Annotated in this window: 2 protein-coding genes; both read right to left on the reverse strand. The window is 44.0% G+C overall.

What is annotated here, in order from left to right:
- The coding region (toxS, locus tag R7Q38_RS24510) for a transmembrane regulator ToxS (RefSeq protein WP_318114673.1) at window positions 1-420 on the reverse strand (420 nt) is incomplete at its 3' end.
- A gap of 11 nt (window positions 421-431) precedes the next feature.
- Window positions 432-1,091: transcriptional regulator ToxR (toxR, locus tag R7Q38_RS24515; RefSeq protein ID WP_318114674.1), on the reverse strand; the 660-nt coding region annotated here is incomplete at its 5' end.

The following is a 1,091-nucleotide window of genomic DNA, read 5'->3' on the forward strand; positions in this document are numbered from 1 at the left end:
TAGCTTAAAGATTTGAGTAATTAAACGTAGTTGCGCTTCAGAAAAATCCTTGGATTGAGAAGAAGAAATATCTTTGAACTCAGAAGGAGAAACAAGCAGATAGTTATCACTCACTTCCCAGCGACCTTTCTCTGAAATATTAATTGTCGATTCAGCCGTCGAGCCTTGTGCGAACAGTTTGATGTTTGCCACGCGAATGTAATCGCCATTCGGCAGGTACTTAACGTTCGACTCCACATTCACTCGACGTAACGGGCCTACGGTATCGTCTGGCAAGTTATCAGTAATCACAGTCACCATGGTTGACTGCCATTCATTTGATGTAAGCACTTGCTCAACTTTAAGGTCACTGCCCCAGTACAACCAACCACTGAAAAGGATAGATACGGCCAAAACCGCAGATGCTACTTTAATCTTCATGCTGGCCTCCTTTATTTGCAGATGTCTGTTGGATCGTTTTGACCTGCGAAAATACGCAATGTCACGTTCTCATACGAGTGGTTGCTGTCATGAATGTAGTTCAAAATCAGCTGGTTATTTTGTCCGCCAGTGGCAATCACTTCCACTGGTAAGGAGTCTTCTGCATGGTGCTTAACGTAGCGTTCAATGCACTGCTCAATAGAAGGCAACCAGTTGTTGATTTGAGGGTGATTTACAGGTGTCATCACTGGTACGTTCTGATACTCACCAATCTGACGGAACTGAGATTCCGCTGGGTTTGTAAACAGCAGTACGCAAATCGGTAGTAATAGTGCCAAAAATAAAATAACGCGTGGAATCCAAGGATTCACAGCAGAAGCCACAGGTGCTTTTTCAGGTACTACTGGCGCTTCTGGTTCAACGATTGCGTCAGAAGTCGTCGCTAAAGACGGCTCTACGATCGTTTCTACCTCATTAGTAGAGGCGTCATTGTTATCAGAAGCTGGCTCTTCAACTTCAATTGAGCTTGAGTCTGAAGAAAGCGGGCTTAGGCGTTCAACAGTACAAATGAGTTGATAGCCTCGTTTTGGAACGGTTTTAACAAACTCTGGAGATTTTGTTGAATCCTTCAACATCTTACGCAGAGTAGAAATCGCTTGAGTCAGGCTTGA

This window comes from Vibrio sp. Vb0598, from assembly GCF_033338935.1.
GTDB lineage: Bacteria > Pseudomonadota > Gammaproteobacteria > Enterobacterales > Vibrionaceae > Vibrio > Vibrio alginolyticus.